The sequence below is a fragment of the Thiothrix unzii genome (assembly GCF_017901175.1).
GTDB classification, from domain to species: Bacteria; Pseudomonadota; Gammaproteobacteria; order Thiotrichales; family Thiotrichaceae; genus Thiothrix; species Thiothrix unzii.
The window spans coordinates 2515033-2540131 of record NZ_CP072793.1; the positions used below are offsets into that span (position 1 = coordinate 2515033).

A 25099-nucleotide genomic window follows, 5' to 3' on the forward strand; every position below is an offset into this window, starting at 1 on the left:
AACACGGGCAAAATTAGCAAGCTATCAAACCCCCAACGGTGAGGCACAAAAAAGCCGGGTATGTTCCCGGCCTTGGTTGTGTGGTGGTGGAAGTTATCCCGCCCGTAACGTATCCAGATAATCAGCCCATGCTTGCAGCATTTCGCGCCTTTTATCCAAGTGCTTTGTCCGGTCATACGCCCCCTTGTGCGGGTCATTGCCCTTGTGTGCAAGCTGCCGTTCTGCGGTCTTTGCGTCATAACCTAATTCATCTTCAAGCAGTGTCCGTGCTGTCGCCCGGAATCCGTGCCCGGTCATAGTGTCGCTGTCATATCCCATATTTCGGATTGCATAGCGTATGGTATCCCGGCACATATGCCCTGAACCGCCTTTTAGACTTGGGAACACGTACTTGCTGCCGGTGTTGTACTGTTCAAGCTCTCTCAAAATTGCGATTGATTGACGGCTTAACGGTACTATGTGGGAATCTTCTTCCCTGTTTTCCGCCTTGATGTGCTGCCGGTTCTTCATGCGCTTGGCTTCGATTGTCCATGTCGCTGTTTCAAAGTCGATTTCACGCCATTCAGCCGCCACCAACTCACCCGGCCTAAGCATTACCAAGGCCGCTAATTTAAGTAGGCATGTTGTCGCGTAGTATCCGTGGTAATGGCCTATATCCCGTAAGAATTGCCCCAATAGTTCAGGGTTGGTAATCGCTGCATGTGGCTTTGACCTGCGGGGCTTGAGTATTACGCTTAGGTCAATGTCTGCCGGGTTGTTATCGGTGAATCCTTTGGTTTTCGCATACCTGAATATTTTGAACAACCACCGCCCAACGCGCCTTGCTTGTTCCCCCGCCCCACGGTTAGCCACTCTTTCCACTGCTTCGGTTATCTTGCTGGTTCTGACTTCGTTTATGGGTGTGTCTTTGCCGATAACGGGGAAAATGTCATTGTTGAAGTAAGCCGTAATGCTCTTTTTGCCCCTAATCGCCCCCTCTTTATTTTCCAGCCACGCATGGGCAACCGTTCCAAAGCTGGTATAAGTTGATTCTGCTACCTTTGCCGCTCTCTTTATTGCCATTGGGTCAACGCCCTTGGTAAGCCCTACCCGTGCCTCACGGTGCGTCTTGCGTGCTTCACTAACGGTTATGAGTGGATACGTGCCAATGGGTAAGGTTTTGCGCTTGCCTGCAAACTGATAGTCATAACGCCAGTACATGCCAAACTTGCCGGATTTCAGCGGCTTCAGGTGGATGTACAGCCCTTCGCCGTCGACTAGCTTTTGCTTGTCCGGCACTGATTCGCCGCGATGAATTGCCTTTAGGTCTACGTCTTTGAGAATGCCCACGGTACTTGCTCCAAGGTGTTAGGGTAGTACCGGACAAAGTACCGTGTATTACACGGTATCAGCAAGGCTTAAAGGTGGGTGTTCCCCGTGAAAAACCTATATTTAACACGGGGTAAGACAATATGAAGTATTATTCAGGGCGCATGTGAGGGAATAAAATCACATCCCTAATCGAAGGCGCGTCAGTAAACAGCATCACCAGACGGTCAATCCCAATCCCTTCCCCTGCGGTTGGCGGCATTCCGTATTCCAGTGCACGGATGTAATCCGCGTCGTAATGCATCGCCTCATCATCGCCTGCGTCTTTATCCGCGACTTGTTGCATGAAACGTTCTGCTTGGTCTTCCGCATCATTCAACTCGGAGAAGCCGTTGCCGATTTCACGCCCACCCACAAAAAATTCAAAGCGGTCGGTAATGAACGGGTTTTGATCGTTACGACGCGCTAGTGGCGACACTTCCGCCGGGTATTCAGTGATAAACGTCGGTTGCATCAAGCGGTGTTCAACCGTTTTCTCGAAAATCTCGATCTGTACTTTACCCAAACCGTAGCTGTCTTTCAGCGGAATACCTAAACCTTTAGCTACTGCACGCGCTGCATCCAAGCTATCAATATCCGCCCCCGTCAAGGTCGGGTTGAAATGCAAAATGGAGTCACGCACACTGATACGCGCAAACGGCTGGCTGAAATCGAAGCTTTCCCCTTGATAAACAATGTCTTTGCTGCCCACCACGTCAGTCGCAATACCGCGCATCAAGGTTTCGGTCAAATCCATCAAATCATGGTAAGTCGCATACGCCTGATAGAATTCAATCATGGTGAATTCTGGGTTATGGCGCGTCGAAACCCCTTCGTTACGGAAGTTACGGTTAATTTCAAACACCCGCTCGAAACCACCCACCACCAAACGCTTCAAATACAACTCCGGCGCGATGCGTAAATACATCGGCAAATCCAGTGCGTTATGGTGCGTCACAAACGGACGCGCCGTAGCACCACCGGGAATCACTTGCAGCATCGGGGTTTCCACTTCCAAGAAGTCGCGCTGCGTAAAGAAGTTGCGGATATAACTGACGATTTTGGAACGCATTACAAACGTATCGCGGGTTTCATGATTCATAATCAAATCAATGTAACGCTGGCGATAACGTTGCTCGTGGTCGGTCAAACCGTGGAACTTTTCCGGTAATGGACGCAGCGATTTAGTCAGTAAGCGAATTTCCTTCACCTTGACTGACAACTCACCTGTTTGCGTTTTAAACAGTGTGCCACTTGCCCACACAATGTCGCCCAAATCCCAGTGGGTATAAGCCTCAAACACCGCATCACCCAACACGTTTTTCTGGGTGTAAAGCTGGATGCGCCCCGACGTATCGGAAAGCGTCGCAAAACTGGCTTTACCCATCACCCGCTTGAGCATCATGCGCCCTGCAACCGTGACTTCAACCGGGTTTTCTTCAAACCACGGCTTCTCGTATTCACCGTATTGCGTCTGTAAATCGGCGGCTTTATGCTCACGCACAACGTCGTTAGGGAATGGCACACCCTGTTCACGCAACACGGCGAGTTTTTCGCGGCGTTGAGTAATCAGTTTGTTATCGTCGTGATGAAGTTCATGTTCGCTCATAATTACAGTCCGCTTTTTAAGCTTGCTTCGATAAATCGATCTAAATTGCCGTCGAGTACCGCTTGCGTGTTCGAGGTTTCCACACCGGTACGCAAATCCTTGATACGCGACTGATCCAGCACATAAGAACGGATTTGGCTGCCCCAACCCACGTCGGATTTGCTGTCTTCCATCGCCTGCTTTTCCGCATTGCGCTTGAGCATTTCCAACTCATACAATTTCGCACGCAATTGCTTCATCGCGGTGTCTTTGTTTTGATGCTGGGAACGTCCGCTTTGGCACTGCACCACGGTATTGGTCGGTAAATGGGTAATCCGCACTGCCGATTCGGTTTTATTGATGTGCTGCCCACCCGCACCGGATGCACGATAAACGTCGATGCGCAAATCCGCCGGATTGATGTCAATTTCAATATTGTCGTCAACTTCGGGGGAAACAAACACGCCTGCAAACGAGGTATGCCGCGCCCCGGCTGAACTGAATGGCGATTTACGCACCAACCGATGCACGCCCGTTTCAGTGCGCAACCAGCCAAAAGCGTAAGGGCCTTCAAAGCCAATCGTGGCACTTTTCACCCCAGCAACATCACCGGGTGACGCTTCAATCAGCTCCACTTTAAAGCCTTTGGCCTCACCCCAACGCAAATACATGCGCAGCAAGATTTCTGTCCAGTCCTGTGCTTCCGTACCGCCCGCGCCGGATTGAATGTCCAAGAAGGCGTTATTCGCATCCATTGGCCCGGAAAACATCCGCTGGAATTCGAGTTTGGCAACATCTGCTTCAATGCCTTCCACGTCGGCAATCACCGCGTCGGCACTTTCCTCGTCATCTTCCATTTCGGCGAGTTCGAGTAACTCCTTGGCATCGGCAAGTCCGGCAGTCATGCGGTCGAGGCCGCCGACAATATTATCCAGTAAGGCACGTTCTTTGCCGAGGTCCTGGGCGCGTTGCGGACTATCCCACACTTTGGGGTCTTCGAGTTCGCGACTGACTTCTTCTAGGCGTTCGTGTTTGGTTTCATAGTCAAAGATACCCCCTCAGAGCGTCCACGCGCCCTTGAAGGTCTTTGATCTTGGTGTAGGTGGGGTTGAGTTCCATGATAATCTGCTAATAATGCGAAAAGCGGGGATGATACCAACCCCGCTTGCAGATTCCTAGCACGCCCCAGCCACTACCAGCAATTACCAGACTCAATACACTTACCAATCAGCGTTACTGCGCCATTAACCAGCAATTGTTTCATGCTTGCTTGGGAAGTTGCCTCTGTTGTGGAAGCTGCTTCAACCGGCGTTTCTGTACTCACGCTGCTGGTGCTGGCGGCATCTGGTAATGGCTCCTGCGCCGTTGTCGCCTGCGTTTCTTGGGCTGGTGCAGGCGTTGGGTTAACAAAACTGGCTTGCCCGACACTTGAGTTAGCCGCGTTGCTCGTATGCCCATACGTTAATAAAACGGGATTTAACGGCTTGACCCCATGCCCCAGCATGGGATTGCTGGCATCGGCGTTCACCGTTACGCACCCTGCTAACATTACGCTAAGCAGGCAAACACTTGTTGTCGTTACTGTTGCTTTCATTGGGATTTGCTCCGTGTTTGTGATGATCATTATTATTTCAGAGCAAATTCTAACCTTATTGATTAAAAGTTGTTATTCCTATCATTCAGCTAACGTTCAGCTTATGCGATATGAAAAAATTGCATATTGACTAAATATATGGCATATCTGTGAACTTTTATAACAAACAATGAAACGTAATTAAGAATGAACAGGGCTAACAAAAAAACGCTGTCCCATATTCCTCAAAATGGTTTCAAACTGAAGGAGTTAAGGGATTCGCAAGGCTACACACAGGCAGACATGGCAAACGCGCTGGAAACACCGCTGAAGCCGCATATGCGTGCCGGTTTTACGATCCAACAATCTGACATCTCGCGAATGGAACGCGAGGAAACACCACTGGATATTCCAGAGCTGCTGGCGTATGCGAGTGTTTTCAATGTTGATATAGGCGCGATACTCAAGCCGCATTTTCAAGGGCTGTACCAAAATGAAATACGTCTGCAACGCTTTGCAACGGACAAGGCGGCTGACCGCTATCTGTGCGATATGGAAAATGAGGGAAGAATTTTAGCCTTCAGTCACTTTCCTTCGTCGTTTTTTTATACCGACCATGACACCGCCAGATTTCAGCAAATTGCCCAGCCGGGTTACGCCGAAACGGAAATTTATACGCTGGATTCCTACCTGAGCTTTATTTTCTCGCCGATCAGCCGTTACAGCAACGATGAAAAAATTAGCATACTGACACGCTACATTGAATATTTTCGTGGCAGTTTCATTAAGCATCTGCGGTTTTTCTCACGTACCGCGTTTCCGACCATGAGCCGCTTCCCGAATTTAGAGCTGTTACCTGCTAAATCCACGCTGATTATGCTAGCTCCGGTCATGCAGTACGAACAAGGTGATGTCTTTCTGGAAGTTCGCAGCAAGGAAATCTGCCAAGAAGTATCCGATTTTTACCATTTCAAGGTGGAAAAGCTGGATGCCGACATTTCACTGCTCAAGATTGGCTTGCAAGCACTGGAAATGATGCAAAACGATGGTTCGCGTGAGGATGCCCTGATCTTCTTTTACCAAGAAGTCGTGAGCCGTAGCCATGATGACCGTACCGCGATTTTGGAAAATTTCAGCCCTGATACCCAAACCATGCTGAAACGACAAGTGGGTATCGGCACGAAAAAATAGTCCGATACCCACACAAGCGAGACTGTAAACTGAACTGTGTAACTGCTATATAACGTGAATCCCAAGAAGGAGCAGTAACATGGAACGCCTCGACCCGAAACTCATGGATGACTTACTCAGCGATTGCAAAACGCCTGCTGATGTCAAAAACCTTTACAGCCAGCTCTTGCAGCGGATGATCAACCGCAGCTTGGAAGCCGAATTGGATGTGCACCTAAACTACGACAAGGGTGAGCGTAGCGAAGCCGGGCAACGGCGCAGCAATACCCGTAACGGCAAAGGCAACAAGACCATCAAAGGCGAATTTGGTGAGTTGCAGGTAGAGACACCGCGTGACCGTGATGGCAGCTTTGAGCCGAAGTTGATACAAAAACGCCAAATACGGTTAGCAGGGATGGAAGAACACATCCTGACGCTGTACGCCAAAGGCATGACCACCCGCGACATCGAAGACACGATCAAACGCCTGTACGGGGTGGACATCTCGCATACGCTGATCGCGGAAGTAACCGAAGCCGTTCAGGGCGAAGCTAAAGCGTGGCAGACGCGAGCACTGGATAATATCTACCCGATTGTCTGGCTCGATGGGATTGTCGTTAAAGTTCAACAAGATAAGCAGGTCATCAATAAATCAGCCCATGTGGTATTGGCGGTCAACTTACGCGGTGAAAAGGACGTGTTGGGCATCTGGTTGGCAGAAAATGAAGGTGCCAAGTTCTGGTTATCGGTCTTGACGGAACTACGCCACCGGGGCGTACAAGACATCTACGTGGCGTGCATGGATGGCTTAAACGGCTTGCCTGAAGCCGTCAACGCGGTCTTCCCCAAAACGCTGACCCAGTTGTGCATGGTACACATGGTTCGCGCCAGCTTGCGCTACGTCACCGCCAAGGATACCAAAGGTGTGGTCGCTGCCCTCAAGCGCATTTACCAGTCCAGCACTGCTGAAGAAGCCGAACACGAACTGGAAGCCCTCGACACCGAATGGGGTAACAAATACAAAGCAGTCGTGCGTCTATGGCGCGGTAACTGGGCGAATGTCATCCCGTTTTTCCAGTTCCAGCCGGAGATCCGCAAAGTGATTTACACCACCAATGCGATTGAATCCCTGAACATGAGTTTGCGCAAGTTTACCCGCAACCGGCGCATCTTTCCCAATGACAGTTCAGCCCTCAAAAGCCTGTATTTGGCGGTACGCGAAGCCTCGCAAAAGTGGTCGGTCATTCACCACTGGAAACCCGCTTTGCAGACTTTTTTACTTATGTTCGGTGAAGAGCGGGTTCCGCTCTCCGCCCTATGAAAAACGTGTTACACAGTTTATTTGACAGACTCACACAAGCAGTCACTTAACTTAGAAATCTTCCTGTTCGGCTTCCAGTGCTGCCAAACTAATGTGCTGATGTTACGCAGTCCGACCTCTCCTCGACTATATTTCAGGTATGAATCAAACACGTCTTGACCTCTACACCGACTACCTGACCGTGACCTTTGGCTACGCCACAGCAACGGGTTTATCCCAATTATTGGACGGCGAAATTAGCCACGATGCGATCAGTCGTTTTCTTTCGGGAGATGAGTACACCTCGAAAGACCTGTGGAAACAGGTAAAAAAGACCGTCAGGGAGGTCGAATCAGCCGATGGCATCCTGATCATCGACGATACGGTGCAAGAAAAGCCCTACATGGACGAAAACGATCTAATTTGTTGGCATTACGACCACTGCAAAGGGCGTAATATCAAGGGAATCAACTTGTTAAACTGTCTATATCATAGCAATGGTGCATCCATTCCTGTTGCATTTGAACTGATACGGAAACCGTTCCGTTTCTGTGACATCAATACACGCCAAGAAAAGCGGTGCAGCGATGTCACCAAAAATGAGCAAATGCGCTCCATGATTGACACCTGCATTCAAAACCAACTGACATTTTCATGGGTGTTGAGCGACATTTGGTTCGCCTCCGCCGAGAATATGGAACACATCAAGGAGAAACGGCAAAAGGACTTCATTATGGCATTGAAAAGTAACCGATTAGTGGCATTGAGCGAAGTAGACAGCAAGGCAAAACGTTACACACGACTCGACCAATTGGTATGGACAGAACAAAAAGCCATCAAGGGCTGGTTGAAGGGGCTAACCTTCCCCGTCAAGCTCGCCCGGCAAGTCTTTACGAACAAAGACGGCAGCAGCGGCATTTTGTATCTGGTCTGTAGCCGCTTGGCAGCAGAGTGGGACGAAATCACGACAACCTACCAAAAACGGTGGAAAGTCGAGGTCTTCCATAAATCGCTCAAATCCAATGCTGCCTTTGCGAAATCCCCTGCCCACACCGCTAAAACACAAGCGAATCACTTATTCGCCTCCATCGTCGCCGTCTTCAAAATGGAGTGTTTGACCATCAGCAAGCATCTTAACCACTTTGCCTTGCGTTCAAAGCTCTACGCCAAGGCAATTCGGGGCGCTTTTGATGAGCTACAGGTGCTTAGGGCTGCGTAACATCAGTAATGTGCTTGCCGAGGGTATCGTCCATGCTGTGCCAGTCGTTGTAGGCTGTCAGTTTTTCAGCAATTTTCGGTTTCATTTCGTGCGCTTCCATGTCATCGCGTAAGGCTTTAACACCTTCATAGACTTTGCTCATGTAATCGCCATAAGCCGTGACAATGCTGTTATCGCCGGTTGCACCGTGACCAGGAACAATGGTTTTCATCCCCATCGCAACAATACGTTCAGCGTTTTTAGCACTGCCGGGGAAGCTGCCTTCGTCCATCAGAATCAAACGTTTGTTGCTAATGGTGTCACCGGTAAACAACAATTTATCTTCAACCACTTCAAACATGACTTCGTTGGAAGTGTGTGCTTTACCGTCGACCAAATGCGCCTTGACTGTAACGCTGCCGACTTTGATGGCCTGATCTTGGGTTAACACTTCGGTTGGAATGACCAATTCCGTGCCCGCCGTTGCGTTTTCGGTCATGGTATTCATGGTTTCAATCCAGCTATCGCCTGCGCCATTTTTCGCGTCTTCAATCATACCTGCGCTGGCGTAAAACTTAGCATCCGCATTGGACTCTTTCATGGCTTGATTGCCTAACCAATGATCGCCATGAATATGGGTAATAAACACTTTGGTAATCGGTTTATCAGTAACTTTACGGATATGCGCCAATACTGCCCGCCCAATCGCAGCACTGGAACCGGGGTCAATCACCGCCACTTCGCTATCGCCCACGATGAAGCCCGGATTATTGATGAAGCCTTGGTTCTCCTTGTCGGGCTGCCCTGCGGGGCCGTGAATCACATAAACATGATCCGAGACTTTTTCGGCTTTATAGTTATCCACTATGCCTTGATGAATCGGCTTATCGGCTGCCCAAGTGTTCAAGCTCAATGCCAGCAGCGCGATACCACCCAGCCAATGCAGTACGGGTTGTTTCATGTTGGTTCCTCCTCATTCGGTGTTATAAGACTGACAGTCTAACTGATGCAGGAGGTCGGGAAAAAATTCCCGTTTCATGAAGGCTTTTTCAATTCCTTGCGCATTTCCTCAGGCCAGGTTTTGTACGCATCCGGTAAACGCTTTTCCTGCTGAAGCTTTTCCAAAATCGCGATGGCCTCTTGTAGCAAAGCATCGTGTTGGTCAGCCACAATTTGTGCCATTTGGTACTTGCTGCCGACGATACCCAATTGCCACTCCACCACTGCTGGTTCGGCTTTAGCCAAGGGGGTGAATAGTGTGAGTGCCTCCTCAAAAGCTGCCAAGGCTTTGGCGTTATCTTTCAAAGCGAAATGTGCCGTGCCAATGCGGTTTAAGTTGGTAGCGATTTCCCCACGAAAAGCACTCACGTCGGGCTTTGCTGCCGACAATTGTTGATTCAGTTCGAGAGCCTGTTGGTAAGCTTGTAACGCTGCCCGGTTATCGTTTTGCAACTGCTGGGTTTCACCCAAACGCCCGTAATTGAGGTACAAAGCAGTTTTTTGTTCGAGGTTATCCGGCTCAAGGTCAACCAGACGCTTTTGCACTGGAATCACTGCCGCCAACAACCCGCTAAGTGCCTTGTTATCGTCAGATGCTTGGTAAAATTCGCGCAAGGTTTCGCCAGTCGTTACAAAATCTCGCTGCCACTGCTGGTTATCTGGGTCGAGTTTTGCCAAGGTTTGGGTGATTGCCCAAGCTTCCTGCTGGGCTTTCAACGCCGCTGGCTGATCGGCTTTGGCACTGTAGGCCGTTGCTAAACGTTCCAGCAAAATGGAGCGGTCACGTTGCCACTCACGGTTGTGGGGGTCACGTTGGGTCAGTTGCTGGCTGAGCGTATCCGCACGTTGCAATAAGGGCAAAACCGCTGCGTCATTGCCTAACGCGCCTTCGACCAAAGCCATATTGCTCACGCTCACGAACAAATCACGCTGCCACAAGCGGTTATCGGGTGCAGTTCCCACTAATGTTTCACGCAATGCCAGTGCCTCTTGATGCACTTGACGAGCAGCCGTTACATCACCTTGGATGCGGTACAATTCACCCGCCTCGCTCAACGCAACGGCAAGATCACGTTGCAACACCGTGTCAGTCGGCGTTTGTTGGTGGAGTTGCCTCTGCAAACTGACAGATTCTTGCACTGTTTTCAGAGCTTGCTCAAGGTCTTTTTCGGCCTGTACTTTACCGAGGCTGAGCAAGCTGGATGCCAGCAATTCTGAGGCACGCCCTTTGTCTGGCTGCTTGTCGTGCCAAGTACGGCTGGCTGTCACCGCCGTTTGATAAACCTTGAGGGCTTCGGCGTTGCGCTCCTGCAAGAACAAAATATCGCCTTCACCCAGCAACGCAGTGATGTAAACCGCAGGCTCCAGCGTTTGGCTGACGTTTTGCTGCAATTGTTGCCACGCTTGCAATGCCTGTGAGGTGTTGCCTTGTTTCTGCGCCAATAACGCCAGATTTTGCCATGCGGTGAAATTATCCGGCTGACGCTGGGTCACTTCCTGATAACGCGCCGTCGCTTTGGGGTAATCCAGCTTTAATTCGCTGATTTCCGCCAGCGCAAACGCCCGTTGCGCCAGTTGTTGGTCTGCCAGTTTTTGGTCGCGGGCGTAAACCCTTTCCAGCAAGGTTTCCGCCACATCCAAATGCCCTGCTTGCAAGGCTTTGCGGGCTTGTTGAGCGAGTTCGTCGGTAGCCGCATAACTGCCCAAACGCGCTTGCAAGGCAACATAGGTTTGCGCAAGTTGGCTAAACGCTTCGGTACGACTGGCTAAATCCACGTTTTTATCCGCCAAGTTTTTCAGCAGCGCATCGGCTTGTTGCTTGTCCAGTTGCAGCTTGTCTTGCAGTTGCTTGACTGCCTGCTCATCCGCCCCGTAAAAGTTGGTGACGTACTGGATGGTGACGTTGCCTTGCACCTGCGTGACGATGGCACTTTGATCGCCAGAGGTTTTGAGTTCCTCCGTTAGCGGTGCGGTTTGCGCGGGGTTTTGCTCAGTTTGTTGCAATACCTGCCCATTCGCGGTGGTAATTTGCTGCACACTGGCTTTGCCCTCAATGCCTGCTAACGTCGGGCTTTGCTTAGTCGCAGGCGCGTCGGTAGCTGATGCGAGACTTTGTTGAGCCTGCACAATGCGCTCACGATCAATCACCAAATCCGCCTGCCACGCGCTGTTGTTGGGGTCAAGTTTCACCAACTGCTCAGTAATCAGCAAACTGTCCTGAAAATGTTGCACCGCTGCCTGCTTATCACCCAAAACAAGGGACACTTCGCCCAATTTACTAACAATTACCCCTAAACTGCGCTGCCAATCGGTGCGGGTTGGGGAGGCTGCGCTAAGTTTTTTGCCAATCACCAAGGCTTGTTGGAATACCTCAAGCGCGGCGGTTGGATTGTTTGCTGCTTGCTGCGCCTTGCCCAGATGATCAAGCACCACCAACACATCGTGCTGACGCTCAAGGTTGTCAGGTTCGCCAGCCACCAAGACTTGCGCAATTTTCAATGCTTTGTTGTAACTGTCGATAGCGGCAGGCGCATTGCCTTGCTCACGTTGCACATCCGCTACCGCACTGTAAACCGGGAGCAATTCACGTTGCCACTGGCTGTTATTCGGCTCGGCTTGTGCCAATTTCTCAATCAGTGCAACGCTGTGCTGGTAAGCAGTTTGTGCCGCAGGCATATCGCCATTGGCACGCTGAATATACCCGCTATAGAGATAACTCTGTGCGAGGCTGTGTTGCCACGCGCTATTTTGCGGGGACTCAGCAAGCAATTGTTGCGCGGTTTGTTGGGCAAGTTGGTAATTAGCCAATGCGCCCGTGGAATCACCTGACGAACCCAAGACTTTGCCCTCATGCAACAGGGCATTCAAGTAGTCGGCAGGCTCGTTACTGATGCTGGTTTGCTTGCGCACTTGTTGCCACGCGCTCACTGCCAGCGTTATATCCCCCACCCGTTCAGCCAGCAGGGCAAGTTCCGCCCAAGCTTGCCGATTATCAGGCTGTAATGTTACCGCTTGCTGATAACGCTCAATGGATTTACTGTTTTCCAGCTTCAAGGCACTGAGTTGCGCCAATAATAAAGTGTGCTGTCCAAGGCGTTTATCGGCTTGTTGTTGATTGCGCTGGTAAGCCGCTTCCAAGAGCTTTTCAGCCTTATCCAAATCACCAGTTTGCAAAGCAGCTTGAGCTTGATGACTCAGCGCATCTGCGGTATCAACCTCGCCTAATGCGTGTTGCAAGTCTGCGTATTTTCGGGCGAGACGTTCAAATTCTTGGGTACGGCTATTCACCGCCACGTCTTTGTCAGCAAGGTTTTTTAGCAGGGCTTCGGCGGCTTGTTTGGAAAGCTTGAGGTCGTCTTGCAGGTGTTTGACTTCTTCGGCATTTGCACCGTAAAAGTTGGTGACGTATTGGACGCTGGCATCGCCGCTGACTTGATTGATGATGGGGCTTTGGTCGCCATTCGTGCCAGCTTCTTTGGCAGGTACATCGGCGGCGGAATGTTCATCCTTGTATTGGATGTTGACGCTGCCGGTTACGTCGCTAACTACGGCACTTTGACTGCCAGTGGTGTGTGCGGGGGGAGCAGCAGGCTCTTTTTCCCCGCACGCGACAAGCAGCAATACCGTGCTGCATAACAAAACAACACGCATATTACTTACCCCTGATTGAGTTATTGTTTAACAGGTGGCGCACCAAAATTGATATTCACGTCCCCTTGGCTACCACTAACAACGGGGCTTTGGTCGCCTGTAGTCAAGGGTGCGGCGGCGGCACTACTGGCTGGCGCAGGCGGTGCATTCACAATGCTGTAGGCAAACCCACCCACAATAATCAGCACCCCAAGGATAAACACAAAATTCATCCCCTTGTGGAGTATGCGTTCATTGGTCGCGCTTAAATCTTTGCTTCCCATGAACATTTTCAGTAAGCCAACCAACACAAATAGTACAAAGCCAGCCAGCACCATCGGGTGTTTGAGATGCTCCAGCCAATCACCTAAATTATCCATACGAACCCTCGCATTACGGTATTGTTATCGACGTTGAAAGTTTAGCACACGCTGGCAATCACTCTAGGGTGGCATGACGATCGGATTGATGACATTAAGCAAATAGCCGATTGCCGGAATTAGCTGACTTTTTCGTAAGTTTGTCTACAATTGGTAACTTCACAAGCCAACACAGCAAAGAAAGTAACCAATCATGCAAAATAACCAGAACCGTAAAGGCATTATCCTCGCTGGTGGTAGCGGCACACGCCTGTACCCCCTGACTCGCGCAGTCAGTAAGCAATTGATGCCCATCTACGACAAGCCCATGATTTATTACCCACTAACGGTACTCATGCTGGCTGGTATCCGTGACATTTTAATCATTACCACCCCAGAAGATGCGCCGCAATTCCAGCATTTGTTGGGCGACGGTTCGCATTGGGGCATTAACATTCAATACGCGGTGCAACCCAAGCCGGAAGGATTAGCCCAAGCCTTTTTAATCGGCGCGGAATTTGTCGGCAATGCGCCCTGCACCTTGATTCTCGGCGACAATATTTACTACGGTGAAGGGCTTTCCTCGCGCCTGCAAGCCGTTGCCCAACAAACCAGCGGTGCAACGGTATTCGCGTATTACGTGCGTGACCCGGAACGTTACGGCGTGGTGGAATTTGACGCACACGGTAAAGCCTTAACCATTGAAGAAAAGCCAGCAGAACCCCGTTCTAATTACGCGGTCACTGGCTTGTATTTCTACGACAATAATGTGGTGGCAATGGCGCGTGAAGTGCGTCCGTCCCCGCGCGGTGAGTTGGAAATTACCACACTCAATCAAATGTACCTCACCAGTGGGCAATTACAGGTGGAAATGCTCAAACGCGGCACCGCATGGCTGGATACTGGCACGCACGCTTCGTTGCTGGATGCCTCCAATTACATTCGCGTGATTGAGGAACGTCAGGGTTTGAAGATTGCCTGCCCCGAAGAAGTGGCCTGGCGCATGGGCTATATTGATGCCGCACAATTGCTGCGTTTAGCCGAACCGTTGATGAAAAGCGGTTATGGACTCTATTTGACGGGGTTACTAACATGAAAATTATCACTACTCGCATCCCCGATGTGAAAATCATTGAACCGGCGGTGTTTGGTGATCCGCGTGGCTTTTTTATGGAAAGCTGGCATTCGCAAAAATTTGCTGAACTCGGTCTGGATTTGCACTTTGTGCAAGACAATCACAGCCGTTCACGCCAAGGTATTTTACGTGGCCTGCATTACCAAATGCAGCAAACCCAAGGCAAACTGGTGCGCGTTACCAGCGGGTGCGTGTTTGATGTGGCTGTGGATGTACGCCGCAGTTCCCCCAGTTTCGGGCAATGGGTAGGGGTGGAATTATCCGATGAAAATCACCGGATGTTGTGGGTTCCGCCCGGCTTTGCGCACGGCTTTTATGTGATGAGCGAGTCCGCTGATTTCTTGTATAAATGCACCGACTTTTATAATCCCACTCACGAAACTTGCATCCGTTGGAATGACCCGACGCTGGCGATTGATTGGCCTTTAGTCGATGGGCAAGCCCCGCTGGTATCCGCTAAAGATGCTGAAGGCAGGCTGTGGCAGGACGCGGAGACTTTTGCATGAAAATCTTACTGACAGGTGCAAACGGGCAACTGGGTTCGGAATTGCAAGCCACCTGCCCTGCACACATAACGCTAATTGCCACGGATTACAGCAGCTTGGACATTACCCAAACTGCGCAAATTCAAGCCGCACTGGATCAGCATCAACCCAGCGTCATTATTAACGCGGCGGCTTACACCGCAGTGGATAAAGCCGAAACTGACGTGGAACGCGCTTACGCCATCAACCATCACGCCGCAGCGCACTTAGCGCAAGCTGCACAGCAACGCGGGTTGTATTTGCTGCACGTTTCCACCGATTTTGTGTTTGACGGGCAGCAAAGCACCCCATATATGCCCACCGATGTCGCGCAACCGTTAGGGATTTACGGCGCAAGTAAACTCGCAGGCGATAACGCGGTGCAACAGATTTGCCCAACGGCAGCGATTGTGCGGACTTCTTGGCTGTATTCGGCTTACGGGAATAATTTCGTCAAAACCATGCTGCGCTTAATGGCAGAGCGCGAATCACTGGGCGTAGTCGCGGATCAAATCGGCACACCCACCTGGACACGCACCTTGAGTGATACGCTATGGTCATTCGTCGTACAAAAACCGCAGGGTATCTTTCATTGCTCGGATAACGGGGTGGCAAGCTGGTACGATTTCGCCATTGCCATTCAGGAAGAAGCACTTGCCTTGGGGTTACTCAGCAAGGCAATCCCGGTCAAACCGTTGCGTACAGAGGAATACCCTACCCCTGCACGCCGTCCGGCTTATAGCGTGATGGATAAACGCGCAACAGAAACCCTTATGGATTGCACCTTCGCACACTGGCGGTCACGCCTGCGGGAGATGCTGATCCAATTACAACAACAGGCTATCTTGAAATGACAACAACTTACCAACCTAAACAGCTTTTGGTAACGGGCGGCGCGGGCTTTATCGGCACAAACTTTGTGCATTACTGGCTGGCAAGCTACCCCGACACCCGCATTGTGGTGCTGGACGCGCTCACTTACGCCGGACGTTACGAAAACCTGCAAATCCTTGAAGGGCAAACCAATTTCCGTTTTGTACACGGTGATATTCTGGATCAACCGCTGGTTGAGCAGTTATTACGTGAAGAAAACATCGACACCATCGTGCATTTCGCGGCGGAATCCCATGTTGACCGCTCGATTTACGGCCCCGATGCATTTTTACGCACCAACATTGATGGCACGCACAGCTTGCTGAAAGCCGCGAAAATCGTGTGGCTGGATGAAAAACCGGGGTTTGCGCACCGTTTCCACCACGTTTCCACCGACGAAGTGTACGGCACGCTCTCCGCGACTGATCCGGCGTTTACCGAAACCACACCGTATGCACCGAACTCGCCGTATGCTGCGAGTAAAGCTTCATCGGATCATATTGTGCGTGCTTATCAGCATACTTACGGGCTGCAAACCACTACCAGCAATTGCTCCAACAATTACGGGCCTTACCAGTACCCGGAAAAATTGATTCCGTTAGCGATTTCGCGCTTGTTGCAAGGCCAAGCTGTGCCAATTTACGGCGATGGGCAACAAATTCGCGACTGGTTATACGTGGATGACCACAACCGGGGCATTGATCTGATTATGCGCAACGGGCGCATCGGTGAAACCTACAATATTGGCGGCAATAATGAACAGGCCAATTTAAGCCTGATCCATGAATTGTGCGATTTATTGGATGCGCGTTTCCCAGATTCCCCGCACGTGCCGCACCGTCAACACATTACTTACGTGCAAGACCGCCCAGGACACGACCGCCGTTACGCCATCGACAACAGCAAGATTTGCCGCGAGCTGGGCTATGTGCCATCGGAAACCTTCCAAAGTGGTTTGGCAAAAACCTTGGATTGGTATCTGGATCGCCCTGAGTTTTGGCAAGACGGTGTTTCCCTGTTTGGCTCACACGGGGAAAAAGCCTGATGGAATGTCGCATTTGTGGCGCGATTGACGAACACCGCACTTATACCGCCAAAGAAATGATGCTCGGAATGCGTGATGAACACCGTTATTTCGAGTGTAAACAGTGCGGCTGCCTGCAAATTGTGACGATTCCGCCCGATCTGGCGCGTTATTATCCGGCAGATTATTACTCCTACAGCGATGCGGAAAAATCCGTAAATCCGCTGAAAAAAGCCCTGATCCGAATGCGCGATACTTGGGCAGCAACGCGGCACTGCCAAATGGGACGTTTGCTGCATTTTGTCAGCCCCAATGACAAACTCACCAGCTTACGTCCGCTCAAGCTCACCAAAGGTATGCGGGTGCTGGACGTAGGTTGCGGCGCAGGACACCTATTACTGTCGCTGTATGAAGCGGGCTTTACCCAAGTGCTGGGTATTGACCCGTTTAACCGCGAAGACATTGCCTACCGCAACGGTTTACGCATTGAAAAGCGCGATATTTTCAGTGAAACCGCGCAGTGGGACGTGGTGATGTTCCACCACTCGTTTGAGCATTTAGTGGAGCAACAAGCCACTTTGCAACAGGCTTACGACATCCTCAAACCGGGCGGTATGGTGTTATTGCGTGTACCTACGGTATCGTCGTTTGCTTGGCAGCATTACGGGGTGCATTGGGTGCAACTGGACGCGCCGCGCCATTTATACCTGCATTCCCTGCAAAGCATTCAGATGTTGGCGAAACAAACCGGCTTTACACTGGAGCAAACACTTTACGATTCCAATGCCTTCCAGTTTTGGGGAAGCGAGCAGTACGAACAAAATATTCCGCTGCAAGATCCGCGTTCTTACGCCGTCGCACCGCAAAACGCACCGTTTGATGCGCAACGGATCCGCGATTTCGCCACCCGTGCCAATGAATTAAACGCAGCACAACAAGGCGACCAAGCTGCATTTTATTTAAGGAAACCGGGATGAACGCCAAGCCCAAACTCTTGGCAATTTCTTCACCCGGTGGGCATTGGATTCAGCTCACCCGCGTGTGTGCGCGATTGGAAGACCGTTACCAACTGGTCTACGCGATGCCCAGCACCCGCTTTAATAGTGCCGCTACCCACCAAGGGCATAAACTGTATTCGATTACCGATGTCAGTGCCGATGATAAATGGCGGTTGATTCCGTGTGCGCTGCAAGTGTTGTGGATTTTGTTAAAAGAGCGTCCAGCAGCGATTATTTCCACGGGGGCAGCACCGGGTGCGGTGGCGATTGGTTTAGGCAAACTGTTACGGATTCGCACCATTTGGGTCGATAGCATTGCCAATGTGCGCCAAATCTCACGGGCGGGGCGTTTAATTCAACACCAAGCGGATGTGTTTTTAACGCAATGGGAACACTTGAGCGATGGGCAACAGGTATTGTTTAAGGGGGCGGTGTTGTGATTTTCGTCACCGTCGGCACGCAATTTCCGTTTGATCGCCTGATCCGTTACGTGGATGAATGGGTTGGGCAACACGCCGTCAAGGGTATTGCACAAACCGCTGAAGGTGACTACCAACCGCAGCATTTACGCGGGGAAGCCTTCATGCCCGCCGAGACGTTTAACCAGCACTTGCAAGCTGCCAGCCTGATTATTTCTCATGCTGGTATGGGCAATATCATTACCGCACTGGAAAATCGCAAGCCAATTATTGTGATGAATCGTCAGCACGCCCTCGGTGAACACCGCAATGATCACCAATTAGACGGCTTAAGCTGGATGGGTAAATTGCCCGGTGTTTACACTGCTACCGATCAAGCCGAGTTGTACGCGTTACTGGCACGCCGCCACCAACTCACCCCACCCACTGCAACCCCGGATGCACGGCTACAACCCTTAGCGGATTTTATTGATCAGGCGATTCGCCGATGAATCAGCAACCGCGCTCCTTACTCATGATCAGCTTGCTGTCGACCATCGCACGGTTTGCAGGTGTGGGTTTGAATTTTGCGGTGGCGATTGTCCTCACCCGGCATTTACCGATGGCAGAAGCCGGGATGGTATTTATGCTGATGACACTGGTAACAGGTGTGTCTTTATTCAGTCGCTTGGGGGTGGAACAGTGGTTGGTGCGCGATGTGGCACGTTTGCCAGTGGAACAGATGGCGGTGCAGGCACAACATTTACGCGATGCTTACCGTATGGTGATGGTGAGCAGCGGTATTTTTATGCTGGGGTGGCTAGTCTTTACCCCATTGGTGCAGCACTGGTTATTTGATGATTTAATCAAAATCGAAGCGTTATTGCTGGCTGGCACGGGCATTGTTACCTTTAATCTGGTGATGATGAATGCGGCATTCCTTAAGGCAGTGCGCCACACTTCACCGTCGATTCTGGTGCAAAATTCGTTACCGGCGATTAGCTATATGCTGTTGCTGCTGGTGTTTTGGCAAGGGTTTCAACACGAACAGCATTATTTGTGGCTGTATATGGTGTCGTTGGCGTTGGCAGGTATTGCCTCATTTTACTGGTTGCGCCCTTGGTGGCAGCACTTCCAACCCTTATCACCGCCAAGTTTGACTATCCGTGAAGTCTTGCGACAATCGTTACCGCTGGCTCCGGTGTCGTTCTTTTCGTTTTTAATGTTGTGGGCAGACACCCTAATGACTGGTTGGCTGCTGAGCAATGAAGATGTGGCGTTATTTACCGTTGCTGCACGTTTGTCATTCGTGAGTTTGTTCTTTCTTGGGGCATTAGACGCAACGATTTACCCGCGTTTATTGGCTATTCAACAACACCAAGCCGCACGTTTGCCGCGCTTTTTCTGGCAAGCCACTTTATTGGTCGCGGGCGTGTTGGGGATTGTGACCCTAATCTTATTGCTCATGGGCGAAATCCTGTTGGAAGTGTTTCGCCCGGAATACCGCCAAGCCGCATCAACCCTCGCGCTCTTATTGGTGGCGCAATTGGTGCGTGCCTTGAGTTTGACTTTCTCGTTTATGTTTATTATCCGCGCACAGGTTAGATTTTTAAACAGCCTACTAATGCTGGCGTTGTTGGTCAATATCGTCGCAAACCTATTATTGATTCCGCGTTACGGGATTGAAGGGGCGGCAATGGCTACATTGGTGGCAAATTTATTGATGACCGGAGCCATCGCTTTCCTGTTTTTCCACAAACGCTTATTGCGCGAACCGGAACCGGCTACACAAGGAACACCATGCTAAGACTACTTGCCATTCTGTTCGTTATTGCCATTTTCATCCCGGTAGAATTTTACGTGATGGCAGGCTCAGTTCGGATTGAACCCTATCGCGTGGTGTTGGGCGTAGCGTTGGTGTACGCGCTGCTTAATTTCAAAATGGTACTGGAGCGTGCGGATCTGGTTGATATATTGCTCGTGGGTTTATTGGGATTTGCGTTTGCCAGCATTTGGAACAATCACGATCTGCAACAAGCCGTCGAGTCAACCGGCATCTACGCGATTGAAACCCTCGGCGCGTTTTACCTTGCACGGATGTACCTCAATACGCCGGAAAACTTTTTTCAGATCAATCGCTTGTTTGTTCTGATTTTGGCAGGTTTAACCCTCTTTAGTGCTTACGAAGCCTTTGCACAACACCGTTTCTTGCATGAAATTGCCAAAAACATAACCGGGCATGACTCCTTGGATTTCCGCTTGTATATGCACTATTACATCCGTAATGGCGTGATGCGGGCGGCGAGTTTGTTTGAACACCCGATTTTGTACGGGTCTTTATTGGCGTTGTGTTTCCCGTTTGCGTTTTTGTGGTTTAGGCAAACGCGGAGCATTGGCACAGGCAGCAGTGTGGTAGCGTTGATTGCCTCGATGTTACTGACGCTTTCTTCCGCACCACTGTTGTCGCTGATTTTCCAAGCGGGTATCGCGGTTTTGGTGAAGTTCTGGAATAGCGCACGCCGCTTGTGGATTGCGCTATTGTTCGCAAGTTTGGCGGGATCATTGCTGATTAATGCATTTTCCAATCGCGGCTTTTTTGGCATTTTGATTTCTTACCTGACCTTTAACCCTAACACGGGCTATTTCCGTCTGCTGCAATGGGAACACAGCATGGACGATATTGCCGCAAGCCCGATTCTCGGTATCGGCTTGATTGGGCCGGGATTGCACGATTGGACGCGCCCTTATTGGATTTCCAGTTGGTTTGGTAACAGCATTGACAGTTTTTGGTTATTACTGGCATTGCAACACGGGCTGTTTGCCGCCGGATTGTTGTTATTCGCCAGTTTGTATGCCTCGTTCAATACCCTGAATTTACTGCACAAACACGATGATGATACGCGCTGGATGGTCACTGCATGGCTACTGGCGTTTTTCTCGCTGATTTTGATTGGCTTTACCGTCGATTATTTTGGCAAGTTGCAACCGATGTTCTTTTTTACCCTTGGCGCAATCAGTTGGGCACGGGATTACTCGCGATGGAATAAACCATGAGACTACGATTCGTTAACCAGCGTGTGTTTATGTGGCTAGTATGGCTACGCGACAGCCTGTTATGGCTACGGACTTGGTATTTTCGCACCTTGTACGGGATGAAAATTGCCCCGGATGTACGCATCTCGTTTAAAGCCCGTTTGGACAAAACCAACCCACGTTGTCTGGAAATCGGTGAAAAAACTTACGTGGCATTCGATGCGATTATCCTTGCCCACGACTACGCCACGCGCCGACACGGTGGTGGTTTTGAGCAAGTTACCCGCATTGGAGCCAATTGTTTTATCGGTTGCGGCTCGATTATCTTACCGGGTGTGACCATTGGCGATCAGGTGATCGTCGGCGCGGGCAGCGTTGTTACCAAAGATGTGCCAGCAGGTAGCATTGTTGGCGGTAATCCAGCCAAAGTGTTACGCAGCGATATTCAAACCATTGCTTACGGGAGATTAGCGTGAATTCCCCCGATCTCAGCATTATTTTGGTGTCGTACAATACCGCCGCCTATATTCGGCGCGCTATCGAATCCGTGCTTCAGGAAACCCGTTTAACCCGCTATGAAATCATCGTGGTCGATAATGCCTCCAGCGATGATTCGGTAGCCATGATTCGCACCCATTTTCCGCAAGTACACTTAATTGCCGCGCCCGATAACAGCGGATTTGCCGGTGGCGTGCAACAAGGTGCGGCAGTAGCGCGGGGTAAATACCTGTTATTGCTCAACCCCGACACCGTAATTTTGAATGCTGCGATTGACCGTTTGCTGCATTTTGCGCAATTACACCCTGACAATGGCATTTGGGGCGGGGTAACACTCAACAACGATCTTACCTTGAACAGCCAGCACGCTTGGGCAAAACCCAGCTTCCTCGATTTATTATTCAGCACATTGGGCTTGAGTAAGCTGTTTAAAAGTTCCTGCTGGTTTAACCACGCCAATTACGGTTGCTGGCAGCGCGACACCACTAAAGCGGTTGATATTACTTCCGGCTGCTTTTTCCTCACCACCCGTAAATTGTGGGATCAACTTGGCGGCTTAGATACCGGCTTTTTTATGTATGCCGAAGAAGCTGATTATTGCCTCCGCGCCCAAGCTCTCGGCTATCAACCGTTGGTCACGCCTGATGCCCGGATTATTCATCACGGCGGTGTTAGCCATAATCGTCTTGCCGCAAAAATGGTGAAACTGTTAACCGGCAAAGTGGAACTGATTAATCGCCACATTGCCCCCTGGCAGCGTGGGGCGTGCAAAGCCTTGCTGTACGGTTACGTGCTGAATAAATACCTGATGCATTCACTGATTCCAAACTCACCACAACGTAGCGAATGGCGCGAAGTTTTTCAGCAACGCACCCGTTGGTTACAAGGATACCACTGATGGCAACGGTCATTGTTCCCGCACATAACGAAGCCACGGTTATCCGCCAGTGTTTAGACAGCTTGGTTAATCAAGCCGGTTTGGATACCCTGATCGTTGCTTGCAATGGTTGCACCGATGACACCGCACTGCTGGTGCGCGCCCATTACCCACAAGCCATTTGTCTGGATATTGCCACGCCTTCCAAAGTCAACGCACTCAATGAAGCCGAGCAATACATCACCAGTTGGCCGGTGTTTTACATTGATGCAGACACCCGCTTATCCCCCGACGCGATTCAAGTAATTAGCACTGCAATGCAGGACGGTAAAACCTTACTCGCCGCTCCCGAACCGATGATTGATACGCGCTTGTCGTCTTGGAGTGTGCGCCAGTTTTACCGAGTTTGGCTGCAATTACCCTATATCCGCGATGGCGTGGTAGCGACATGCAGCTACGTGATTAGCCAAGCCGGACATCAGCGTTTCACGCGATTCCCCAGTGTAATTAATGATGACGGTTTTGTGCGTTGCCAATTTGAGCGCGGTGAACGCCGTAATATTCCGGGGGCGCAAATTTTTATTAGTGCGCCCCGCAACCTCAGTTCGCTGATTAAAATCAAAACACGCGCACGCCTCGGCAACCAACAACTCGCGGCTGCCAAACTGTGTACTTGTGCAGAAAAAAAGCCCTACTCGCGAATTTTGCGTGAAAAATTATTCAGCCGGGAAGCCGTCCCTGTACTAATCTATCTAGCGATTACGCTGGTTATCCGTGTGAGGGCCGCATGGCAGTACCGCAATGTACAAACGTACCAATGGGAGAAAGATCAAACCTCCCGCACCACCGCAGCCGGTGAGTGATTATTTTAATTGATCGAGAAAATACGACCGTTTGTGTGTTTTTAGCTACAGACAAGCTATAAATGGTCTATATTTAAAAGCAGTTTTTACAGCCGCCGAGTGTCATAAATCGGCTGTATTTCTACTTTTTGTTTAAATAACAAAGGGATGATGCATCCCTTGGCGTAGTTAGTGGCGCGTTAATACTCACACAAGCTGTTGCTTCCCCACAACAGCCTAGTATGATGTGCGCACTGAACAAAGTGACAATAAAATCCATGATGGCTAAGGCGCGGTCATCAGCAGAGGATAACGGTTGAATGGAAAACATTAAGGTAGACAAAAAAATCAGCTCAGAGTTCATCTACCGCATTGCGGATACCCTCATTATTTTGGGTATACTGATTCTTGCTTCCTTGTACTCCAAAGCATACAACATCGAAGGCTACTGGGCCGCTGGCTTTGGTGCATCGCTGTTGTTCGGCTTTGTAGGACGCTTCACCGAAATTTACACCTCTTGGAGTGGTAGACCCTTCCTGCGCGATGAAGTCATTCGCATTATTGTGACTTGGTTAACCACCTTTTTGTTCCTGATCTTTGTCATTTTCACCGTAAAAACTTCCGCAGAATTTTCACGTTTCGTGCTGATTAGCTGGTTGGTGGTTACGCCTGCACTGCTGATTCTCAACCGTTATGCCCTACGCGCCTTACTCGCCAGCCTCAAGCGGGTAGGCATTAATAACCGCACCATTGCGATTGCGGGGATCACTGAACAAGGAATTCGCTTTGCGCAATCACTGGAACGTCAGCCCGACTCAGGCTTCCAGATCGCCGGTTTTTATGATTTAGAAGACAACACCTGCACCACAAAATTGCCCGACTCTTTCGCCTGCATTGGCAATCAGGCGGCAATGATCGAAGCAGCACGCAACGGCGAATGGGATCAAATTTATCTCGCACCTAATGCCACCCAACAAAGTGCCTCGTTAGGTCTGATCAATAAACTATCCGAAAGCATTACCCCTATCCGCTTAATTCCCGATAATTTCATCAACACCCTGATACATACCCGCTATCTGGAAATCGCCGATACACCGGTACTGTGTATCTACGACTCCCCTTTATCAGCGCAACACGCTTTCATTAAGCGCATCGAAGACGTGTTGGTAGGGCTATTGATTTTAGTGCTGGTCGCGCCGCTGATGCTGATCATTGCCACCATTATTAAGCTGACTTCACCCGGCCCTGTACTGTTCAAACAAACACGCCACGGCTTACGCGGGGAAAAGTTCCAAGTGCTAAAATTCCGCACCATGACCGTGTGTGAGAATGGCAGTGACATTAAACAAGCCACCCGCAACGACCACCGCATTACCCGCATCGGCGCGTTCTTACGCAAAACTTCACTGGACGAACTGCCACAGTTTTTGAATGTATTGCAGGGCAATATGTCGATTGTCGGGCCGCGCCCCCACGCTGTTGCCCACAATGAGGAGTACCGCCAATTGATTCCGGGGTACATGCTGCGCCACTTGATGAAACCGGGCATTACCGGATTAGCGCAAGTCAACGGCTGGCGCGGCGAAACTGATACGCTGTTCAAGATGCAAAAGCGCGTCGAATATGACATGGAATACATTCATCGTTGGAGCTTAGGACTGGACATTAAAATCATTCTGGTCACTGCATTCAAAACGTTGCATGATAAAAATGCATACTAACCCCAGCGTGTC

At 50.4% G+C, this 25099-nt stretch carries 23 protein-coding genes; 16 read left to right on the top strand and 7 right to left on the bottom strand.

Going from position 1 to position 25099, the window contains the following annotated elements; genetic code table 11:
- Positions 1 to 93 precede the first annotated feature (93 nt).
- From J9260_RS12525 to J9260_RS12540, 4 genes are all read right to left on the bottom strand, one after another.
- Entirely contained in the window at positions 94 to 1329 is a 1236-nt protein-coding gene (locus tag J9260_RS12525; protein ID WP_210218081.1) for a tyrosine-type recombinase/integrase, read from the bottom strand.
- A 130-nt stretch (positions 1330 to 1459) separates the two neighbouring features.
- The gene (gene lysS / locus J9260_RS12530) at positions 1460 to 2956 is read right to left on the bottom strand and encodes a lysine--tRNA ligase (protein ID WP_210218082.1); all 1497 of its coding nucleotides are present in this window, start codon (positions 2954 to 2956) and stop codon (positions 1460 to 1462) included.
- Positions 2957 to 2958: 2 nt separating this feature from the next.
- Positions 2959 to 4054, bottom strand: a protein-coding gene (gene prfB / locus J9260_RS12535) for a peptide chain release factor 2 (protein ID WP_210218083.1) whose coding sequence is annotated in 2 segments (ribosomal slippage) — positions 2959 to 3981 and positions 3983 to 4054 — 1095 coding nt in all. Because the reading frame shifts where the segments join, the coding sequence is not laid out codon by codon here.
- 73 nt (positions 4055 to 4127) lie between these two features.
- Positions 4128 to 4529, bottom strand: coding sequence for a hypothetical protein (locus J9260_RS12540; RefSeq protein ID WP_210218084.1), 402 nt, complete (start codon positions 4527 to 4529; stop codon positions 4128 to 4130).
- 282 nt (positions 4530 to 4811) lie between these two features.
- On the opposite strand from J9260_RS12540, the gene J9260_RS12545 reads away from it, so the two are divergent.
- The 3 genes from J9260_RS12545 to J9260_RS12555 all read left to right on the top strand — a co-directional run bounded on the left by J9260_RS12545 (position 4812) and on the right by J9260_RS12555 (position 8197).
- On the top strand, positions 4812 to 5699 hold the full coding sequence (locus tag J9260_RS12545; protein ID WP_210218085.1) for a hypothetical protein: 888 nt from the start codon (positions 4812 to 4814) through the stop codon (positions 5697 to 5699).
- A gap of 79 nt (positions 5700 to 5778) precedes the next feature.
- A complete protein-coding gene (locus tag J9260_RS12550) occupies positions 5779 to 6999 on the top strand; it encodes an IS256 family transposase (RefSeq protein ID WP_210217517.1) in 1221 nt (406 codons plus the stop codon).
- A 139-nt stretch (positions 7000 to 7138) separates the two neighbouring features.
- Positions 7139 to 8197, top strand: a complete 1059-nt coding sequence (locus J9260_RS12555) for an IS701 family transposase (protein ID WP_210217672.1) — start codon at positions 7139 to 7141, stop codon at positions 8195 to 8197.
- On the opposite strand, the gene J9260_RS12560 is transcribed toward J9260_RS12555, so the two are convergent.
- From J9260_RS12560 to J9260_RS12570, 3 genes are all read right to left on the bottom strand, one after another.
- Positions 8184 to 9137, bottom strand: a complete 954-nt coding sequence (locus tag J9260_RS12560; RefSeq protein ID WP_210218086.1) for an MBL fold metallo-hydrolase — start codon at positions 9135 to 9137, stop codon at positions 8184 to 8186. The two genes, J9260_RS12555 and J9260_RS12560, sit on opposite strands and share 14 nt — an antisense overlap.
- Positions 9138 to 9211: 74 nt before the next feature.
- Positions 9212 to 12826, bottom strand: coding sequence for a tetratricopeptide repeat protein (locus J9260_RS12565; RefSeq protein WP_210218087.1), 3615 nt, complete (start codon positions 12824 to 12826; stop codon positions 9212 to 9214).
- A 20-nt stretch (positions 12827 to 12846) separates the two neighbouring features.
- Positions 12847 to 13185, bottom strand: a complete 339-nt coding sequence (locus J9260_RS12570) for a hypothetical protein (RefSeq protein WP_210218088.1) — start codon at positions 13183 to 13185, stop codon at positions 12847 to 12849.
- Between the two features lie 193 nt (positions 13186 to 13378).
- On the opposite strand from J9260_RS12570, the gene rfbA reads away from it, so the two are divergent.
- From rfbA to J9260_RS12635, 13 genes are all read left to right on the top strand, one after another.
- Positions 13379 to 14260, top strand: a complete 882-nt coding sequence (rfbA, locus tag J9260_RS12575) for a glucose-1-phosphate thymidylyltransferase RfbA (protein WP_210218089.1) — start codon at positions 13379 to 13381, stop codon at positions 14258 to 14260.
- On the top strand, positions 14257 to 14805 hold the full coding sequence (gene rfbC, locus J9260_RS12580; protein WP_210218090.1) for a dTDP-4-dehydrorhamnose 3,5-epimerase: 549 nt from the start codon (positions 14257 to 14259) through the stop codon (positions 14803 to 14805). The genes rfbA and rfbC overlap by 4 nt, the downstream gene beginning before the upstream one ends.
- Positions 14802 to 15677: a dTDP-4-dehydrorhamnose reductase gene (gene rfbD / locus J9260_RS12585; RefSeq protein WP_210218091.1), complete on the top strand. Its 876-nt coding sequence runs from the start codon at positions 14802 to 14804 to the stop codon at positions 15675 to 15677. Before rfbC ends, rfbD begins: the two co-directional genes overlap by 4 nt.
- Positions 15674 to 16741 (top strand): dTDP-glucose 4,6-dehydratase, encoded by a 1068-nt coding sequence (rfbB, locus tag J9260_RS12590; protein ID WP_210218092.1) that lies wholly within the window; start codon positions 15674 to 15676, stop codon positions 16739 to 16741. Before rfbD ends, rfbB begins: the two co-directional genes overlap by 4 nt.
- On the top strand, positions 16741 to 17697 hold the full coding sequence (locus tag J9260_RS12595) for a class I SAM-dependent methyltransferase (RefSeq protein ID WP_210218093.1): 957 nt from the start codon (positions 16741 to 16743) through the stop codon (positions 17695 to 17697). Before rfbB ends, J9260_RS12595 begins: the two co-directional genes overlap by 1 nt.
- A complete protein-coding gene (locus J9260_RS12600; RefSeq protein ID WP_210218094.1) occupies positions 17694 to 18158 on the top strand; it encodes a glycosyltransferase family protein in 465 nt (154 codons plus the stop codon). Before J9260_RS12595 ends, J9260_RS12600 begins: the two co-directional genes overlap by 4 nt.
- Positions 18155 to 18628 carry a glycosyltransferase gene (locus tag J9260_RS12605; RefSeq protein WP_210218095.1) on the top strand — a complete coding sequence of 158 codons (474 nt, stop codon included), beginning with the start codon at positions 18155 to 18157 and terminating at the stop codon, positions 18626 to 18628. Before J9260_RS12600 ends, J9260_RS12605 begins: the two co-directional genes overlap by 4 nt.
- A complete protein-coding gene (locus J9260_RS12610) occupies positions 18625 to 19923 on the top strand; it encodes an oligosaccharide flippase family protein (RefSeq protein ID WP_210218096.1) in 1299 nt (432 codons plus the stop codon). Before J9260_RS12605 ends, J9260_RS12610 begins: the two co-directional genes overlap by 4 nt.
- On the top strand, positions 19917 to 21170 hold the full coding sequence (locus J9260_RS12615; RefSeq protein WP_210218097.1) for an O-antigen ligase family protein: 1254 nt from the start codon (positions 19917 to 19919) through the stop codon (positions 21168 to 21170). The genes J9260_RS12610 and J9260_RS12615 overlap by 7 nt, the downstream gene beginning before the upstream one ends.
- The gene (locus tag J9260_RS12620; RefSeq protein WP_210218098.1) at positions 21167 to 21625 is read left to right on the top strand and encodes an acyltransferase; all 459 of its coding nucleotides are present in this window, start codon (positions 21167 to 21169) and stop codon (positions 21623 to 21625) included. The genes J9260_RS12615 and J9260_RS12620 overlap by 4 nt, the downstream gene beginning before the upstream one ends.
- Entirely contained in the window at positions 21622 to 22545 is a 924-nt protein-coding gene (locus J9260_RS12625; protein WP_246499429.1) for a glycosyltransferase family 2 protein, read from the top strand. The genes J9260_RS12620 and J9260_RS12625 overlap by 4 nt, the downstream gene beginning before the upstream one ends.
- Entirely contained in the window at positions 22545 to 23387 is an 843-nt protein-coding gene (locus tag J9260_RS12630) for a glycosyltransferase (protein WP_210218099.1), read from the top strand. The genes J9260_RS12625 and J9260_RS12630 overlap by 1 nt, the downstream gene beginning before the upstream one ends.
- A gap of 299 nt (positions 23388 to 23686) precedes the next feature.
- Positions 23687 to 25087, top strand: a complete 1401-nt coding sequence (locus tag J9260_RS12635) for an undecaprenyl-phosphate glucose phosphotransferase (RefSeq protein ID WP_210218100.1) — start codon at positions 23687 to 23689, stop codon at positions 25085 to 25087.
- Positions 25088 to 25099: the final 12 nt, after the last annotated feature.

Bases quoted from the DNA above. Each gene is read 5' to 3' on its own strand.
- J9260_RS12550 (WP_210217517.1), top strand. From the start codon at position 5,779: ATGGAACGCCTCGACCCGAAACTCATGGATGACTTACTCAGCGATTGC.
- J9260_RS12620 (WP_210218098.1), top strand. From the start codon at position 21,167: ATGAGACTACGATTCGTTAACCAGCGTGTGTTTATGTGGCTAGTATGG.
- rfbD (WP_210218091.1), top strand. From the start codon at position 14,802: ATGAAAATCTTACTGACAGGTGCAAACGGGCAACTGGGTTCGGAATTG.
- rfbB (WP_210218092.1), top strand. From the start codon at position 15,674: ATGACAACAACTTACCAACCTAAACAGCTTTTGGTAACGGGCGGCGCG.
- J9260_RS12600 (WP_210218094.1), top strand. From the start codon at position 17,694: ATGAACGCCAAGCCCAAACTCTTGGCAATTTCTTCACCCGGTGGGCAT.
- J9260_RS12565 (WP_210218087.1), bottom strand. From the start codon at position 12,826: ATGCGTGTTGTTTTGTTATGCAGCACGGTATTGCTGCTTGTCGCGTGC.
- J9260_RS12555 (WP_210217672.1), top strand. From the start codon at position 7,139: ATGAATCAAACACGTCTTGACCTCTACACCGACTACCTGACCGTGACC.
- J9260_RS12540 (WP_210218084.1), bottom strand. From the start codon at position 4,529: ATGAAAGCAACAGTAACGACAACAAGTGTTTGCCTGCTTAGCGTAATG.
- J9260_RS12630 (WP_210218099.1), top strand. From the start codon at position 22,545: ATGGCAACGGTCATTGTTCCCGCACATAACGAAGCCACGGTTATCCGC.
- lysS (WP_210218082.1), bottom strand. From the start codon at position 2,956: ATGAGCGAACATGAACTTCATCACGACGATAACAAACTGATTACTCAA.
- rfbC (WP_210218090.1), top strand. From the start codon at position 14,257: ATGAAAATTATCACTACTCGCATCCCCGATGTGAAAATCATTGAACCG.
- J9260_RS12635 (WP_210218100.1), top strand. From the start codon at position 23,687: ATGGAAAACATTAAGGTAGACAAAAAAATCAGCTCAGAGTTCATCTAC.
- J9260_RS12610 (WP_210218096.1), top strand. From the start codon at position 18,625: ATGAATCAGCAACCGCGCTCCTTACTCATGATCAGCTTGCTGTCGACC.
- J9260_RS12595 (WP_210218093.1), top strand. From the start codon at position 16,741: ATGGAATGTCGCATTTGTGGCGCGATTGACGAACACCGCACTTATACC.
- J9260_RS12560 (WP_210218086.1), bottom strand. From the start codon at position 9,137: ATGAAACAACCCGTACTGCATTGGCTGGGTGGTATCGCGCTGCTGGCA.
- J9260_RS12570 (WP_210218088.1), bottom strand. From the start codon at position 13,185: ATGGATAATTTAGGTGATTGGCTGGAGCATCTCAAACACCCGATGGTG.
- rfbA (WP_210218089.1), top strand. From the start codon at position 13,379: ATGCAAAATAACCAGAACCGTAAAGGCATTATCCTCGCTGGTGGTAGC.
- J9260_RS12615 (WP_210218097.1), top strand. From the start codon at position 19,917: ATGCTAAGACTACTTGCCATTCTGTTCGTTATTGCCATTTTCATCCCG.
- J9260_RS12545 (WP_210218085.1), top strand. From the start codon at position 4,812: ATGGCAAACGCGCTGGAAACACCGCTGAAGCCGCATATGCGTGCCGGT.